The organism is Bartonella sp. AD13SXNS, from assembly GCF_042196465.1.
In the GTDB taxonomy this organism is placed as follows: domain Bacteria; phylum Pseudomonadota; class Alphaproteobacteria; order Rhizobiales; family Rhizobiaceae; genus Bartonella.
Map to the genome: position 1 here is coordinate 186,426 of NZ_JBHIQI010000002.1, position 15,912 is coordinate 202,337.

Consider the following 15,912-nt stretch of genomic DNA (forward strand, 5'->3'; position numbering starts at 1 on the left):
CTCAGAAAATAACAAAACTCTATGCATGTCCCATTTCAGAAGCAAGATAGGTTGGATTGATCCCCATGCGCGTTAAACTTTCGTCATACTTGCGACTTAAATCGCTTTCAAAAAGAAAACTAGGTGATGTAGAACTGATTAGCCAACCATTCGTAGAAATTTCAGCCTCAAGTTGTCCTGCTTTCCATCCAGCATAGCCTAATGCTACCAGTGCATGCTGCGGACCTTGTTCACAGCTAATCGCTTTTAATATATCAATTGTCGCAGTAAAACAGACCTTCTCTGCAATAAAAACAGTTTCTTCACAAGCATAATCATCTGAATGAAGGACAAAACCACGTGAAGGATCAACAGGACCACCATAGCGAACTGGAAACTTTTTTATCGGTTCAGAAAGACATTTTTTTTTGCCACTGTCTATTACTCCAAGGTGAAGCAAAAGCTCTGGAAAATCAATATGGTGTAATTGATTGAGAATAATGCCCATCGCACCAGCATCAGAATGCGCGCAAATATAAATAACAGAACGAATAAAGCGTTTGTCATTCATTCCAGGCATTGCTATGAGTAATTGACCACCCAAAAAGCCATTACACTGCTTCATTAATCTGTTATTCTCCATAATTTACATGATAAAAGTTTGTTCATTTAGTACACTAGGAAAATAAAACTCCAATGAAAAAAAGTCACATATTTACAAATTTACAAAATATCGCAACTTTCTTTTATAAAAAGCTTTTAGTTACTTTATGCTTAACATTCCTAGTTTTAAAATTACTTAACATTCCTGTAAATGCTCAAAAAGAACAAAAACTCCAGCTTTTCGCAACATCTTGGTATGAATCAGAGGGTGGTCGTATCCGATTAGCAATCACTGAACCTTCTCTTTCTGGAATAAGAGAAGGCATTATTGAAATTGTGCTTAAATCAGGATGGAAAACTTACTGGCGTAATCCAGGTAATTCTGGCATGGCACCATTTTTTAATTTCAATCAACACGTTTCTTATGAAATCTTTTATCCGACGCCACAGCTTTTTGAAACAGAAAATGATTGGTCATTAGGCTATAAAGATAAAGTGACATTGCCCTTCAATCTTTCTAGTTCAAGCAAAAATTTAAGTGGGGCTTTCACTCTTGGACTATGTAATAAAATCTGTCTTCCATTGACTATTAACTTTGATTTTTCGCCATCTGTTCTTAAAAACAAACATCTTCCCCTTTCCTTCTTAAAAAATGCCCAAAATTCTTTGCCTCGCATGATGCAGAATGCACTCAAAATAAGCGCCGAAAAAAATAACAATACTCTTCTTCTAAAAATAAAAAATAACGACAAAATCACTCCTTCCTCTCTCTTTTTAGATGGAGGAGAAATGCAAATTGGGGCAGCAAAAAAAGTCAGTGATAACGCGGAATATACGCTCTTTAGTGCTCCGCTCTATTTCGTACCAGAAAAAATAAACCAAAAAATTTTTTATACTGTTTCTTTTAAAGATCACGCCTTAAGTGGAACATTCATATTCCATACGCAGCCCCCCTCTCTTGCAACTCCGTGATAAAAGAAAAAGGCTCTCAAACAGCAATTATGCTGGAAAATGTCCATTGTCGCGATATTGAGTAATTGCTTTGCGAGCAAGTGCATCAGCGCGTTCATTTTCAGGATGTCCCGCATGCCCTTTTACCCAGTGCCACCTGACTGTATGACAAGAACAAACATCCTCAAGAGCTTGCCATAGCTCCATATTTTTCACAGGATTTTTTGATGCGGTGCGCCAATTATTCTTTTTCCAATCTTCAATCCACTTAGATATCCCATTACGTACATAAACTGAGTCTGTATAAAGGTCGACCAAACAGGGCTCTTTAAGCGCCTTTAATGCATAAATTGCCGCCATGAGTTCCATTTGATTGTTTGTCGTATGGACCTTACCGCCATAAAGCTCACGTTCATGACCATTCCAGCGTAAAATTGCTCCCCACCCTCCAATTCCAGGGTTCCCTGAGCAAGCACCATCTGTATAAATTTCAACGACTTTTTGTTGAGTTGCCATAAAATTTAAAAACCTAATTCACTTAGAGAATTTACATTACTGAAAAAACAAAGCTTGTGCCAATACTCCCATGGATCTTTCTTAATAACAAAGCTATTAGGCGGTGTATTAAACCAATCATAAAGGCGTGTGAGTAAGAAACGTAAAGACGCACCACGAGCTAATAAAACAATCTTGTCCAGTTCTAAAGGGATCAATGGTCTTATTTTTTGATAATTTTCCAATAACTTACGTGCTTTGGTAAGATTATAGGAATGATCAGGCTCAAAGCACCAAGCATTTAAACAAATCGCTAAATCATAAGCCCAAAAGTCATTACAAGCAAAATAGAAATCTATCATACCAGAAAGACGATGATTCACAAAAAAAACGTTATCATTAAATAAATCCGCATGAATAATGCCTGTTGGTAAATTTAATGGCCAGTTTTTTTGTAAAAAAACCAATTCCCACTCAATTTTTTGTCCAAATTCTTTTAATAATGCATCTTCTTTTGTTTGACAACGTTGCCACAATACCTGCCAATCCATAATAGAAAGAGTATTTTTACGACTGAGTGTAAAATCCTGTCCTGCTAAATGCAATTGTGCTAATCCCGTCCCCACTTCGCCACAATGATCTATATTGGGCTGGCGGATCCACTCTCCTTCCAGAAAAGTAATAATAGCAGCAGGACGTCCTGCTAGTTCACTGATCATCATGCCATCATTTTGAATAACGGGTTGAGGACAAGGAATTTCACGCTGTCCTAAATGCTGCATTAAGCTACAAAAAAAAGGTAAATCATCTTTTGAAATACGCTTTTCATAAAGTGTTAGAATAAATCGTCCTTGTGTTGTCTCCAACATAAAATTAGAATTTTCAATCCCTTCCTCTATACCTTGATAAGACAAAAGCGACCCTATTGCGTAACCTGTTAAAAACGCTTTTAAATCATTTGGATGAATATCTGTATAAACGGCCATTATTCTGCTTTCGTTTTAGACATGTCTGTATCTTGATGTTCATTTTTTGTACTATTTTCTTGACCATTAACAAAAGCCATATCTTGAGAGGTTAAAATAACATCACGTAATTCGCGACTCACTAAAAATTTTTCCGTTTCTACCACTGTTTCAGCCAATTCTATTGTGACATCATAACGCTCACGAAATGCTGAAATAATTTCATCAATAATAATTTCAGGAGCGGAAGCCCCTGCTGAAAGACTGACAACAGAAAGAGCTTTTAGGTTTTCAAAATTAATTTCATCAGCGCGCTGTACTAAAATAGCTTGTTGCGCACCAGACTTTTCAGCAACCTCGACTAAACGTCGCGAATTAGAAGAATTTGGTGCTCCAACAATCAAAAACAAATCACTCCCTTTTGCCGCTGCTTTAACCGCATCTTGTCGATTCGTTGTCGCATAGCAAATTGACTCAGCCGCTGGGGCTGCTAATGTAGGAAAACGTTGTTGTAATATATCGATAATTCCTGCAGTATCTTCAACAGAAAGCGTTGTTTGTGTCACAAATCCTAATTTATCTGGATCCCTTGGTTGATAATGCAAAGCATCTTCTATCGTTTCAATGAGCGTCACAGCCCCTTCTTCAAGCTGTCCCATCGTTCCTATCACCTCAGGATGACCAGCATGACCAATCAATATAACATGACGACCGTGACGTTGATGCCGTATCGCTTGTTTGTGAACTTTCGAGACCAACGGACATGTTGCATCAAGATAAAACAAATTATAGCGTTGTGCTTCTTTTGATACAGATTTTGGTACACCATGGGCAGAAAAAACAACCGGTTGAGTGCGATATTCTTCTGGAATCTCATCAAGTTCTTCAACAAAAACAGCTCCCCGTTGCTGCAATCCCTCAACTACATAGCGGTTATGTACAATTTCATGACGAACATACACTGGAACACCATATTTTTTTAATGCAAGAAGAACAATCTGGATAGCACGATCAACCCCTGCACAAAATCCACGTGGACCACAAAGACGTATCGTTAAAGGGGGAAGTCCAGACATAAATCATCCTTAATCTCTATAGCTTTAGTATCATAGTCAAACAACCTATCCTTATGCACGAATAATCAATGCAAAAAAACTAGCAATACCATCTTTTACATAAGAACATATTTTATAGTATCTTCTTGTAGGAAAGCTCTTTTAAAATTTGTTTTTTATATTTTCACGCTCCTAAAGAGCGATAAAATACCAAACAAGAGATTCAATCAAAAGAAACCCAAAGATAGCTGCCAAATAAAGTAATGAAAAGAAAAACAGTTTTTTTGCCATCAAAATAGTTTCATTATGTGTATCAGCTTTCCACAAACGATAGGCAAAGTAAACAAAGATAATGCTTAAAATTGTTGAAAAAATACCATAAAAAATTCTGCCAAGACCAGTAAAGAAAGGAGCAGCAGCGCATAATGCCATCAAAATAGTATAAAATAAAATCTGTTTTTTTGTTGAATATTCACCTCGTACATTAGGCATCATAGGAATACCTGCAGCCTCATAATCAAGAGATGAAAAGAGAGAAAGAGCCCAAAAATGAGGAGGAGTCCACATAAAAATGATTAAAAATAATAAAAAGCTATCAATACTCACTGTCCCTGTTGTCACAGCCCATCCAATCATTGGTGGAAAAGCTCCAGAAGCACCACCAATAACAATATTTTGGGGTGTGATACGCTTTAACCAAATTGTATAGATAACGACATAAAAGAAAATTGTAAAAGCAAGAAAAAACGCCGCAAACCAATTAATGAAGCTCCCCATAACCAATACCGAAAGCATAGAAAGAACCATACCAAAAATAAATGCCTTTCGGGGGCTTATTTTACCCGTAGGAATGGGGCGCTTTTGGGTCCGTTCCATCACGGCATCAATATCAGCATCATACCACATATTAAGTGCCCCCGCACCACCGCCACCAGCAGCAATACATAAAATTGCTAAAAAACCATACCATGGATTGATAGGAACAGGAGACACCACCAAACCAACCAAAGCCGTAAAGACCACAAGAGACATAACACGTGGCTTTAATAATGTGATATAATCACTAATAATGGATTTTGGTGGCGTTGACTTGCCATTCGCAACTGATAACTCTCCTGAAACTGACATGCCACTTAAAACCCTTTTCCATTTTTGTCATTCACAAATCAATATTATTTGGCAAATATTATCTAACATATGAGAATGACCAATTAAGACCAATCTATTTTTGAGAAAATGTGCGATAGCTCTGTTGTATGTACCCTCTAAAATAGATAGAAATATTTGCAACAAAAATATATTTTTTCAATCAACATTCTATCGTATATTACAAATGTATCATAAAAATGTATCCTACCAAACATCATAAAACCATGCTGAAAATTTATCTCTTACAAAATGCTCCTCGTTCTCATTTTCTTTTATTTCTAGCATATGGATTAATATATTTGGGTGAATACTAGTTTTGTGTTATAGTTTTTATATGGAGAATTCATTTTTTATGCAAATCTATGTATGATTGTGTATGTTGAATCGGATAGGATTTTCTGTGATATTTTATAGATTACTCAAAAAAACTTTTTTTATTAGTGCTGTTCTTTACACACTTTATAGTAGTGTTATCAATCATGCTTTTGCACAAACACCCTATGCGCAAAATGTCCCTGCTCCACAAACCTATGGTGCATGGACAAAAGTTTGTTCTCTACCACCAGGTACACCTAATATGCAGTGTGAAGTTGTACAAAACGTCCATACACAAGGTCGTCACGATATTACCCTCCGCGTTACCTTTTATAAACTTCCTCAAAAGCAAGGCGCTTTGATGCGTGTTTTTGTTCCGATTCGCGTTGAGTTACGTCCTGGTGTTGGCATTAAAATTGACGATAAAGATATGGGAAGAATGGAATATCGTCGTTGTCTTGGTGATAATTGTGTTGCTGAAGCTTTTCTGAAAGAAGACATATTACAACTCTTTTTAAAAGGAAAAATGGCAACCTATTTTATCTTCACAACCCCAGAGCAAGGAATTGGAGGTCTGGTTGACCTTCAGGGTCTTAGCGATGCCTATGCAACCTTACCAACATGAATAAAATCGACACACATTGGACAATTAAAATCTCATCGTATATTTTGAGAGCTCCTTAATTAGATCAATAAAAATCTTATCATCCCCATAACAATAGGATAATTCTTATGAAATCGCTGATTGATCATTTTGATATTGCTTCCTCTAAAGTGCAGTCTCTTGTACAGGAAACGCTTCATCATGCCGATGATGGCGAACTTTACCTTGAGTATACAGAAAGGGAAGCTCTTTTATTTGATAATGGACAGCTTAAAAACGGCTCTTTCCATCAAGATATGGGGTTTGGTCTGCGTGTCGTTGCTGGAGAAGCTACGGGATATGCACATTCTAATGAATTATCAGCTGCTGCACTCAAGCATGCTTGTGAAGCAGCTAAAGCTGTTACCTATAATAATCATGCTGGACCTTATAGCGTAGCACCTCAACAAACAAACAAGAGACTTTATCAACCGCATAATCCTCTTGATACTCCGTCATTTGAAGAAAAAAGTGCTCTTTTGCAAAAAATTGATGCCTATTTGCGTGCGAAAAATGATAAATTACATCAAGTGACTGTTTCTCTTTCCGGCTCGCTACAACATGTTGAAATTTTACGTGCAGATGGATATTTGGTTCGTGATATTCGTCCACTCGTACGACTTTCTATATCTGTGGTCGCCGCTGAAGGCAATCGACGTGAAAATGGTTTCTATGGATGTGGGGGGCGACAAACATTTAACCAATTTATTCGTGAAGAAAATTGGAAAGAAGCTGCGGATGAAGCCTTACGTATGGCTTTAACAAATTTAGAAGCAGAAGCAGCACCTGCAGGATCTTTTGATGTTGTCTTAGCCAATGGATGGCCTGGCGTTATGCTCCATGAAGCCGTAGGTCATGGTTTGGAAGGTGACTTTAACCGCAAAAAAACATCTGCTTTTGCTGGACTTTTAGGACAACAAGTTGCGGCAAAAGGTGTTACAGTTGTTGATGATGGAACAATTCCACAACGCCGTGGCTCTCTCACTGTCGATGATGAGGGAACCCCTTCAGGATATAATGTTCTCATTGAAGATGGAAAACTCGTTGGTTTTATGCAAGACAGGCTTAATGCACGGCTTATGGGGGGTAAATCAACTGGAAATGGACGGCGTGAATCTTATGCTTATGCACCAATGCCGCGAATGACCAATACAATCATGCTAGGAGGAGATAAAACACCTGAAGAAATCCTTTCTTCACTCAAACATGGTATCTATGCTGTTTCATTTGGTGGAGGACAAGTTGATATTACTTCCGGAAAATTCGTCTTTGAGTGTACTGAAGCATACCGAGTAGAAAATGGTAAAATTGGTGCACCAATTAAAGGTGCAACTCTTATTGGAAATGGACCGGATGCTATGAAACGTATCACAATGATTGGAAATGATAGTAAACTGGATAATGGTATTGGTATGTGCGGAAAAGCAGGACAAAACGTTCCTGTTGGTGTTGGACAACCTCATCTGCGGATTAATAATATGACAATCGGTGGAACTGCGTTGAAATAAGCTTGCTCATTCCTTCCCAATATTCAATATTGCCCCTTCTCGTTTATCAAGATGGTCTTGTGAAGGGTGAATTTTTGTTACAAACATTGATTTATAAAGATAATTGAGCGTTATTCATATTTAAATTAAAACCTTGAACACCGTAAGATTTTCTCATTTTGAATTTGTGTCTGTTGAATCAATTAAGATTATTCGTTTGTACGTTACAAGCGGAGGGGGAGATGCATGGAGTAAAACTGTACAAGAAAGAACTAAAAATACCTATAATGAACCATCTCAAGTACCAAGAGCTGTAGCTAATATTAGGAGGTGGCCAATATTACGATGGTGTTGGCTTGCTTAAATACACCTTCTTCATGATACGTTCGTCTTTTGTATGGAGTAGTGGAGCAACTATCTTTTATGTTTTATAATAAAAAAGTTTCAAATAAAAAAACTTCCTGTATTTCAGTGCTTTCATTCAATAAGAAAAGAAAAAGATTATTATTGTAGATAAATTTTAGAGAGATTTTATAATAATACTCAAATGAACTATGTCAAAAAAACTTTCAGGCTAAAGCTTCCAACTTTTCTTCTTTTTATTTTTGCTCAAAACAGCAACAACTTCGACATGTGGCGACCATAAAAATTGATCAATTGGTATGATTTTTTCTACTGTATACCCCCCTGCAACAAGAAAAGATAAATCACGAGCAAATGTAACGGGATTACACGAAATTGCCACAACACGTGATATTGTTGCCTTTGCCAGTTCATGTACTTGTTCCTCTGCTCCAGCGCGAGGAGGATCAAAAACAACGCTCTCAAAACACTCAAGTTCCTTTACAGAAAGTGGATGGCGAAAAAGATCACGTTTTTCACAAGTGACTGTTTTTAAACCAGTTGCAAAACGTGCTGCTGTATTTAGATTTCTTAATGCATCTTCATTATTTTCTACTGCATGAACATTCATCTTTTTTGCCATACGCAAGGCAAATGTTCCTACCCCTGAAAATAAATCAAGAGCATTCTTTGCTTTTTTTAAATGAGTCAAAATAATATCGCCCATTATATTTTCAGCTTCACAAGTTGCTTGAAGAAAACCACCAGAAGGAAATTCAACACGGACATCTCCAAAATAAACCAATGGTTTTTCTTGTTCAACCAAAACTTCTCCGTCAACAGATAAACGTATAATCCCATATGAAAGAGCAGCACTGATCATTTTCTGACGAACACGCTCATCGCGTATAACACAATCGCTTAAAGCGATATCTAAACCGTTTTCAACAGATGTTATCGTTATATGAAACCGTTTGGCATGATTGCTTACAAGAGCACAAAGTGACCTGATATCATCTAGTTTAGACATAATCTCTAAACGCGTCACTGGACATTCTTCAAAAGCTACAATCTCATGAGAGAGATAACGATTAAAACCAACTTTTTGCCCCTGTGGGGTCATGGATGCTGTTAACGTCATCCGACGTCGGCTATAGGGTTTACATTCTATTAAAGGCGCAACAACATTATTAAGTCCATACTTTTTAAGTGCATCAACAACTAATTGTCGTTTCCATACGCAATAAGCATCAGTATGCCAATGCTGAAGAGCACACCCTCCACATTCTCCAAAATGCTGACAAAGAGCATCAACACGTTCTGGTGATTTTTCTTTTAATGCTATACATGTTGCATATTTTCCATGAACAGTAATTTCAGCACACTCTCCCGGTAAAGTAAAAGGAACATAAATAAAACCGTGCGACGTCTTGGAAGTACCATAACCATTTGCTCCAATATAGTCGATTATCACATTATCGTTCACTCTTGTTTTTCTCCGAATAGTAAATATTCCACATTGCCATCACCACCTGTAATGGGTGAAGGAAGTAAACCTTTTGCACGCCACCCCGTTTGAGTATCTAACCAGATAAAAAGTGCCTCAGCGGTTTTTTTAGCACTTGATGGATTTAATATTCCTCCCTTTCCAAGGTGCTTACGACCAACCTCAAACTGAGGCTTTACCAATAAAACAGCTTGAGCACCCTTCTTGGCTAAAGATAAAACGGGAGGCAATGCAAGTTTAAGAGAAATAAAGCTGACGTCGGAAACGATAAGATCAATTTCCCTACCGCCTAAATGTTCCTGTTGAAAATCTCTAACATTTAAGCCTTCTAATAACGTTATAGCCCTGTTGCCCAATAAACGTGTATCAAATTGATGATGCCCAACATCAACCGCAATGACATGGGCCGCTCCACGCTCTAAGAGAACTTGAGTAAAACCACCTGTTGATGCCCCAACATCAATGGCTGTCACTTTATCTGTCATAATTGGAAATGCATCAAGTGCAGCAATCAATTTTAACGCGGCCCGAGAAACATATTTCTGCGCTGGATCACAAACGGTAATCTCTGCATCATCAAAAACGATTTGCCCAGCTTTAAAAACGATTTCTCCATTAACTTTAACAGTTTGGCGCATAATTGCATCACGTGCGCGTGAACGTGTCGTAAAAAAGTTTTTTTCAACTAAAAGAATATCGAGTCTTTTTCTGGAAGCCATCTCATACTCGAATTTTCTATCCTGTTCGAATCTCGCGTCCCAAAGCAGTAAAAACCGTGTTTAAAATACCCATAGCATCAAGTCCGACACGTGAAAGAACTTTTTCTGGTGAACCATGACTCAAATATTCATCAGGAAGTTTTAGTGTACGAACTTTCAAACCATGCTCTAAGAGCCCTTCTTGCGCTAAAAATTGTAATATGTGTGCTCCAAACCCACCAATTGCACCTTCTTCAATTGTCACCAAAACTTCATGCTCATGTGCCAAACGACGCATCAAATCCTTATCTAAAGGTTTTGCAAACCGTGCATCTGCAACTGTTGTAGATAATCCTTCAGCCTCCAACGCATCAGCAGCTTGCAACACTTCTGACATCCGCGTGCCAAAACAAACCAAAGCAATCCTATTTCCTTCACGCAGAACGCGCCCTTTTCCAATTTCTAACAACTCACCACGTTGCGGTAAATCTATACCAAGACCCTCACCACGTGGATAACGAAAAGAAATGGGACCCTGATCATAGGCTGCAGCTGTACGCACCATATGCATCAATTCAAGTTCATCAGAAGGTGCCATAACAACAAACTCAGGAAGAGTGGACAAAAAAACAATATCAAAACTTCCAGCATGTGTTGCACCATCTGCCCCCACAAAACCTGCTCGGTCAATAGCAAAACGTACCGGTAATTTTTGAATTGATACATCATGAATAATTTGATCATAAGCACGCTGTAAAAAAGTAGAATAAATTGCAACAAAAGGCTTATACCCTTCACAAGCAAGTCCTGCCGCAAAAGTTACGGCATGTTGCTCAGCAATACCAACATCAAACATTTTTTCAGGAAATTTTTCCGCAAAAGCATCAAGGCCTGTCCCTGTTGGCATCGCTGCTGTTATGCCCACAATCTTATCATCATGGCGCGCTTCTTCTGATAAAGCTTTAGAAAATACCTTGGTATAGGGTAGAATATTACTTGATACTTTAACCTGTTTTCCTGTCGTAACATCAAAACGATTAACACCATGATATTTATCAGAAGATGCTTCTGCAGGTGGATATCCCTTTCCCTTATGGGTTACGACATGCACCAAAACTGGACCATTAGGACATTCACGAATATTTTTTAAAACGGGTAATAAATGCCCTAAATTGTGCCCATCTATGGGGCCCACGTAATAAAAGCCAAGCTCATCAAATAACGTTCCCCCAACCAAAAAACTACGCGCAAATTCCTCTGAACGGCGTGCCTTATCCAAAAAAAACTTTGGCAATTTTTCGCTCAACATCTTTACACGTTCACGCAAATGACGATAAGCAGGACGAGAAACTAGTCGTGCAAGATGTGCACTCATAGCACCTGTAGGCGGTGCAATAGACATATCGTTATCATTAAGAACAACAATCAAGCGCGCATCCAAAGCACCAGCGTTATTCATTGCTTCATAAGCCATGCCCGCAGACATTGCACCGTCACCAATAACAGCGATAATATTGCGTCTTGTCTCTGCCTTCAAAGCACTCGCTACCGCCATGCCAAGCCCCGCCGAAATAGAAGTAGACGAATGGCCCGCTCCAAATGGATCATACATACTTTCTGAACGTTTTGTGAAACCTGATAATCCTCCCTCTTGACGTAATGTACGTATTTTTTCTCTACGCCCCGTTAAAATCTTATGTGGATAGGTTTGATGACCAACATCCCAAATAATCCTATCCTCTGGTGTATTAAAAACATAATGTAATGCAACAGTGAGCTCAACAACACCAAGTCCTGCCCCAAGATGACCACCTGTTACAGAAACCGCATCAATTGTTTCTGCCCGCAACTCATTAGCCAACTGTACCAAATCAGACTCAGGCAAAGCCCGCAAATCTTGCGGGAAACAAACACGGTCAAGCAATGGTGTTAAGATATGAGACAAAAAAACTCCCTCCTATTACCTTAACTCAAGAGAACGCAACGATAAAAATACATCTTCTCTACTCTTTTATTGACAGTTTTGCATCTTTTTTACTGAAAAATCTCTATTTGAGATGATTTATGATTTTTCTCATTTTTAACTTATTTTATAAAAAAGAAACCAATAAAATTTGCTTTCTATAAATAAGGTTATTGCACTGCTTAATCCCGCAATAAATATCCAAAAATAGTTTAATATTATTGAGCATCAAGTGGTTCTACTCCTTCTGGAGAACCTCCCTCTGAAAGTTGAATTTTTTCAACTTTAGCTTCAGCAACTTTCAAGAGTTTTTCACAATGTTTTTTAAGCGCTTCACCACGTTCATAAATATCTATGGATTGTTCCAAAGGCACATCGCCACGTTCCAAATTTTCAACAATAACTTCAAGTTGCTTCAGCGCTTGTTCAAAACTTAAGGTCGTAATATCCCCCTCTTGTATTTCTTTTTTCATATGAACCTCACAAAATATCTATTCTGGATATACGAATTCCAAAACCTTCTAAATCTACATAACGACGCTCTTTAGAAGCGTAAACAATAACAGAACTGATTCCTAAATGTTTCAAAATTTGTGACCCTAAACCAATTTGGCGCCATTCTTCTTCACGTTCAATTGCCTGTATATGGTTTTCTGAACCGTCTTTTGCCATTTCCTGAATGCTCATAGCTGATTTTTCATCAATACCAACTGATCCTTCACGTAAATAAACAAAAACACCCCGTTTTTCTTTTTCCATCATACGCTGCATGATAGCGGTAACATCTGACGCTTGACCAAAAACATCATTCATAATGTTTTCACGATGCAAACGCACAGGAATATTCTCACCATCACGAATATCACCAAAAACGATTGCAACATGCTGAACTGCTTCCCAAGGAAGTTGATAACTTTGCACAACAGCTGGGCCTATTGATGTTTCGATAGGCATTTCTCCAATATGCCTGATCAAGATTTCTTTACGCTGACGATAAGCGATTAAATCCGCAACCGTTATCATATGCAATCGATGTTCTTGTGCAAATTTTGTAACTCCATCTCCATGTTTAACACTGCCATCATCATTAACCAACTCACCAATAACACCAACTGGCGGTAAACCAGCTAATTTACATAAATCAACAGCCGCTTCCGTGTGACCTGAACGCATAAGAACACCCCCTTCATGCGCAATCAAAGGGAAAATATGTCCTGGACGAACAAAATCATCCGCGCTTGCATCTGAATTCGCAAGATTACGTACAGCTAATGTACGGTCATGCGCTGAAATCCCTGTTGTTATGCCGTGTTTAAAATCAACAGTAACAGTAAACTGAGTCCGATGTGCTGAATTATTATCTGGCACCATAGGAGCAAGATGAAACCGTTTTGCTTCTTCTTTTGGCATAGGTGCACAAACAATCCCTGTTGTGTGGCGAATGATGAATGCCATCTTTTCTTCTGTACAATGAACAGCAGCAACAGTTAAATCACCCTCATTTTCACGGTCATCATCATCTGTCACCACAACAATTTCACCGCGTTCAAAAGCTTTAAGTGCAGAAACAATTTTTTCTTCATCATACACCATTATTCACCTTTTCAATCACCCAACTTGACCGCGATGTCTTAGATAATGGTCAGCAATAGCACAAGCAACCATCGCTTCACCAACAGGAACAGCGCGAATCCCAACACATGGATCATGACGTCCCTTCGTTATAACATCTACATCATGACCATCAACATCAATAGAGCGACGAGGCGTTAAAATTGATGAAGTAGGCTTGACAGCAAAACGTGCAACAATTGGCTGTCCACTCGATATTCCCCCTAAAATACCACCAGCATGATTGGATAAAAAAAGTGGTTTTCCATCATTTCCCATCCGCATTTCATCGGCATTTTCTTCTCCCCTCATGCGGGCTGCCGCAAAACCATCCCCAATTTCAACTCCTTTTACTGCATTAATCGACATAAGGAAGGATGCAATATCTTGATCTAGTTTTGCGTAAATAGGTGCTCCTAAACCTGCCGGAACATTTTCTGCAATGATCTCAACAACAGCACCAACAGATGTCCCCTCTTTACGGAGTTTACTGATATAATCACTAAAAATGTGAACCATCTCTGTGTCAGGTGTAAAAAAAGGATTCTTATCAACCTCTGACCAATCCCAACGATCACGATTAATATTATGAGGACCAATTGCTATCACTGCTCCTCGAACCACCAAACCAGGAACAATTTTACGTGCAAATGCACCCGCTGCAACACGTGCTGCTGTCTCCCGTGCCGAAGAACGCCCTCCTCCTCGAAAATCACGAAGGCCATATTTAATATCATAAGTATAATCCGCGTGTCCTGGACGATATTGATGGGCAATCGAGCTATAATCCTTCGAACGCTGATCTGTATTTCTAATCAACAGAGAAATTGGTGTACCTGTTGTAACCAATGCCGTCCCATCGTCCTGAGCGATAGCTCCTGAAAGGATTTCTACTTGATCCAATTCGCGTCGCTGCGTTGTATATACGGATTGTCCTGGTCTCCGTTTATCAAGATAAGCTTGAACTTCTGCAAGAGTAAAAATAATTCCAGGCGGACAACCATCAATGACACAACCAAGAGCAGCACCATGACTTTCTCCCCATGTGGTTACACGAAACAAATGACCAAATGTATTATGCGACATGAAAAAAGATCCGTTTCTCTGTCAAATATATGCCAACGACAACATATGTTGAGTTATACACAAGACAGCTCTTTGTTCCAAAATACTCTCAGCCGCTTTTAATTTGGTCAAATTACCGCTGTTCAATAAAACCCTATAAACCAAACTTTATTCTTTAACGACAGAAATGTCTGGTGCATCAACTGCTTTCATACCTATGATATTATAACCCGAATCGACATGATGAACTTCACCAGTAACAGAACGAGACAAATCTGAAAGAAAATAAAGAGCAGAATCACCAACCTCTTCAATTGTTACTGTACGGCGTAATGGAGCATTATATTCATTCCATTTTAAAATATAACGGAAATCACCAATACCTGAAGCTGCTAACGTTTTAATCGGTCCAGCAGATATCGCATTAACACGAATATTTTTGGGACCTAAATCTACCGCTAAATACTTCACGCTCGCTTCAAGAGCTGCTTTAGCAACCCCCATTACATTATAATTGGGAACAACTTTTTCCGCACCATAATAGGTCAGTGTCAAGATTGAACCGCCATCCGGCATCAACTTTTCTGCACGCTTTGTTAGAGCTGTTAGGGAATAAACGGAAATATTCATGGTCATCATAAAATTTGATTCGCTGATATCAACATAACGACCACTTAATTCATCTTTATTAGAAAAACCAATAGCATGAACTAAAAAATCGAGTTTGCCCCATTTCTTCTCTATGGCTCTAAAGACTGAATCAATAGAAGCACTGTCAGAAACATCACAATGTCCACAAACAAATCCCTTTAATTCTTCAGCCAAAGGCTCAACACGCTTTTTCATGGCTTCACCCTGATAGGTGAAAGCAAGCTCTGCCCCTGCGCTACTCGCCGCTTTAGCAATCCCCCAAGCGATGGAGCGATTATTGGCCAACCCTAAAATTAAGCCACGCTTACCGTACAACAAACCATTACCCTTAGCCATTAGCACTGCCCCATTGTTACTTAAAATTAATATTATTCATTTGCCTATGACACAGGTCAACTTTTTCTTCAAGTAATTGGTTTAAAATCAAGCAAAA

Annotated in this window: 15 protein-coding genes; 3 read left to right on the top strand and 12 right to left on the bottom strand. The window is 38.6% G+C overall.

The features are described from left to right. Window positions 1-19: 19 nt before the first annotated feature. On the bottom strand, window positions 20-604 hold the full coding sequence (locus tag ACFIMQ_RS02785; RefSeq protein ID WP_375616025.1) for a YqgE/AlgH family protein: 585 nt from the start codon (window positions 602-604) through the stop codon (window positions 20-22). 71 nt (window positions 605-675) lie between these two features. Here ACFIMQ_RS02785 and ACFIMQ_RS02790 point away from each other — a divergent pair, with 71 nt between their 5' ends. Next, the gene (locus tag ACFIMQ_RS02790; RefSeq protein ID WP_375703344.1) at window positions 676-1,554 is read left to right on the top strand and encodes a protein-disulfide reductase DsbD domain-containing protein; all 879 of its coding nucleotides are present in this window, start codon (window positions 676-678) and stop codon (window positions 1,552-1,554) included. Window positions 1,555-1,581: 27 nt separating this feature from the next. Here the strand turns inward: ACFIMQ_RS02790 and rnhA are convergent, their stop codons facing one another. From rnhA to cyoE, 4 genes are all read right to left on the bottom strand, one after another. Further along, a complete protein-coding gene (gene rnhA, locus ACFIMQ_RS02795) occupies window positions 1,582-2,049 on the bottom strand; it encodes a ribonuclease HI (RefSeq protein WP_375703345.1) in 468 nt (155 codons plus the stop codon). 5 nt (window positions 2,050-2,054) lie between these two features. Further along, window positions 2,055-3,014 carry a homoserine kinase gene (locus ACFIMQ_RS02800; protein WP_375703346.1) on the bottom strand — a complete coding sequence of 320 codons (960 nt, stop codon included), beginning with the start codon at window positions 3,012-3,014 and terminating at the stop codon, window positions 2,055-2,057. Next, window positions 3,014-4,069 (bottom strand): 4-hydroxy-3-methylbut-2-enyl diphosphate reductase, encoded by a 1,056-nt coding sequence (gene ispH, locus ACFIMQ_RS02805; RefSeq protein ID WP_375703347.1) that lies wholly within the window; start codon window positions 4,067-4,069, stop codon window positions 3,014-3,016. The genes ACFIMQ_RS02800 and ispH overlap by 1 nt, the downstream gene beginning before the upstream one ends. A gap of 171 nt (window positions 4,070-4,240) precedes the next feature. After that, window positions 4,241-5,176: a heme o synthase gene (gene cyoE / locus ACFIMQ_RS02810; protein ID WP_375616020.1), complete on the bottom strand. Its 936-nt coding sequence runs from the start codon at window positions 5,174-5,176 to the stop codon at window positions 4,241-4,243. Window positions 5,177-5,573: 397 nt separating this feature from the next. Between cyoE and ACFIMQ_RS02815 the strand changes: the two genes are divergently transcribed. After that, window positions 5,574-6,137 (top strand): invasion associated locus B family protein, encoded by a 564-nt coding sequence (locus ACFIMQ_RS02815; RefSeq protein ID WP_375703348.1) that lies wholly within the window; start codon window positions 5,574-5,576, stop codon window positions 6,135-6,137. A 107-nt stretch (window positions 6,138-6,244) separates the two neighbouring features. Next, window positions 6,245-7,663 carry a metalloprotease TldD gene (gene tldD / locus ACFIMQ_RS02820; protein WP_375703349.1) on the top strand — a complete coding sequence of 473 codons (1,419 nt, stop codon included), beginning with the start codon at window positions 6,245-6,247 and terminating at the stop codon, window positions 7,661-7,663. 553 nt (window positions 7,664-8,216) lie between these two features. Here tldD and ACFIMQ_RS02825 read toward each other — a convergent pair. The 7 genes from ACFIMQ_RS02825 to fabI all read right to left on the bottom strand — a co-directional run bounded on the left by ACFIMQ_RS02825 (window position 8,217) and on the right by fabI (window position 15,815). Continuing rightward, the gene (locus tag ACFIMQ_RS02825; RefSeq protein WP_375703350.1) at window positions 8,217-9,470 is read right to left on the bottom strand and encodes a class I SAM-dependent RNA methyltransferase; all 1,254 of its coding nucleotides are present in this window, start codon (window positions 9,468-9,470) and stop codon (window positions 8,217-8,219) included. Then, on the bottom strand, window positions 9,467-10,210 hold the full coding sequence (locus tag ACFIMQ_RS02830) for a TlyA family RNA methyltransferase (RefSeq protein ID WP_375616016.1): 744 nt from the start codon (window positions 10,208-10,210) through the stop codon (window positions 9,467-9,469). Before ACFIMQ_RS02830 ends, ACFIMQ_RS02825 begins: the two co-directional genes overlap by 4 nt. A gap of 16 nt (window positions 10,211-10,226) precedes the next feature. Beyond that, window positions 10,227-12,134 (bottom strand): 1-deoxy-D-xylulose-5-phosphate synthase, encoded by a 1,908-nt coding sequence (dxs, locus tag ACFIMQ_RS02835; RefSeq protein WP_375616015.1) that lies wholly within the window; start codon window positions 12,132-12,134, stop codon window positions 10,227-10,229. Between the two features lie 236 nt (window positions 12,135-12,370). Further along, window positions 12,371-12,625 carry an exodeoxyribonuclease VII small subunit gene (locus ACFIMQ_RS02840; protein ID WP_375606413.1) on the bottom strand — a complete coding sequence of 85 codons (255 nt, stop codon included), beginning with the start codon at window positions 12,623-12,625 and terminating at the stop codon, window positions 12,371-12,373. A 7-nt stretch (window positions 12,626-12,632) separates the two neighbouring features. Then, window positions 12,633-13,745 carry a 3,4-dihydroxy-2-butanone-4-phosphate synthase gene (gene ribB / locus ACFIMQ_RS02845; protein ID WP_375703351.1) on the bottom strand — a complete coding sequence of 371 codons (1,113 nt, stop codon included), beginning with the start codon at window positions 13,743-13,745 and terminating at the stop codon, window positions 12,633-12,635. Window positions 13,746-13,760: 15 nt separating this feature from the next. After that, the gene (gene aroC, locus ACFIMQ_RS02850; protein ID WP_375616013.1) at window positions 13,761-14,849 is read right to left on the bottom strand and encodes a chorismate synthase; all 1,089 of its coding nucleotides are present in this window, start codon (window positions 14,847-14,849) and stop codon (window positions 13,761-13,763) included. A 147-nt stretch (window positions 14,850-14,996) separates the two neighbouring features. After that, the gene (gene fabI / locus ACFIMQ_RS02855) at window positions 14,997-15,815 is read right to left on the bottom strand and encodes an enoyl-ACP reductase FabI (protein WP_375606416.1); all 819 of its coding nucleotides are present in this window, start codon (window positions 15,813-15,815) and stop codon (window positions 14,997-14,999) included. Between the last annotated feature and the right edge of the window lie 97 nt (window positions 15,816-15,912).